The following is a 1,152-nucleotide window of genomic DNA, read 5'->3' as shown; positions in this document are numbered from 1 at the left end:
TTGGATCTCATCCCGAGAGTGGGAGAAAGGAGTCAAGGACATGAGTAAGGATCAAAAGATCATCAAGACGAAGGTGGGATTACTGGAGCTGGCCAAGCAGTTAGGGAATGTCTCACAGGCCTGTAAGATCATGGGGTACAGTCGCGATAGCTTCTATCGGTTCAAAGACCTCTATGAAGCAGGAGGAGAGGCCGCCCTCATGGAGATCTCCCGACAGAAGCCGATTTTGAAGAACCGGATTTCTGCCCACATTGAGTCTGCCGTCGTTGCCCTGGCGATTGAGCAGCCCTCCTGGGGACAGGTGCGCGTGGCCAACGAGTTGAGCAAACGGGCAATAAGCATCTCGCCGGCGGGAGTCCGTTGCGTGTGGCTGCGACATGATCTGCAGACACTCTCAAAGCGGCTGGTTGCTCTGGAAGCAAAGATGGCCCAGGAAGGGGGTGTGCTCACCGAAGCGCAGGTGATCGCACTGGAGAGAGCCAAGAAGGAGAAAGAAGCCCACGGAGAGTTTGAGAGCGAGTGCCCCGGCTACTGCGGGGCGCAGGACACTTTCTATGTTGGGACTTTGAAGGGGGTCGGCCGTATCTATCAGCAGACCTTCATCGATACCTACTCGAAGGTGGCTTTTGCAAAGGTGTATGATCAAAAGACGCCGATCACCGCAGCCGATCTCCTCAACGATCGGGTGCTCCCCTTCTTTGAGCAACATGAGATCCCCTTGAGTCGAGTCCTGACTGATCGAGGCACGGAGTATTGCGGGACGGCCGATCGGCATCCTTATGAACTCTATCTTGCTGTAGAGAATATCGATCACACACGGACCAAAACCAAGAGTCCGCAGACCAACGGAATTTGTGAGCGGCTCAATAAGACCGTACTCAACGAATTCTATCGTGTTGCCTTCCGAAAGAAGCTCTATCGGTCACTCGAAGAGTTACAGGCCGATCTGGATGCATGGTTGAAAGAGTATAACGAGAGCCGTCCCCATCAGGGACGCTGGTGTTATGGAAAGACCCCGATGCAGACATTCATCGACAGTCTGCCTCTGGCCAAGGAGAAGATGCTCGTCGCATAAGACGATCTGACAATCAGGAGAAACCAAACATCCAGGAACCCCAACATAAAATGTCAGATCAAATCTTGGTTTTTACA

Annotated in this window: 1 protein-coding gene; it reads left to right on the top strand. The window is 53.0% G+C overall.

Going from position 1 to position 1,152, the window contains the following annotated elements; genetic code table 11:
• Positions 1 to 40 precede the first annotated feature (40 nt).
• A complete protein-coding gene (locus tag MNODULE_RS24345; RefSeq protein WP_168063801.1) occupies positions 41 to 1,075 on the top strand; it encodes an IS481 family transposase in 1,035 nt (344 codons plus the stop codon).
• Positions 1,076 to 1,152 lie beyond the last annotated feature (77 nt).

Origin of the sequence: Candidatus Manganitrophus noduliformans, from assembly GCF_012184425.1 — a bacterium.
Taxonomy (GTDB): domain Bacteria; phylum Nitrospirota; class Nitrospiria; order SBBL01; family Manganitrophaceae; genus Manganitrophus; species Manganitrophus noduliformans.
Note: the sequence above shows the minus strand (reverse complement) of the source record. Positions and strands in the feature narration are given on the sequence as shown.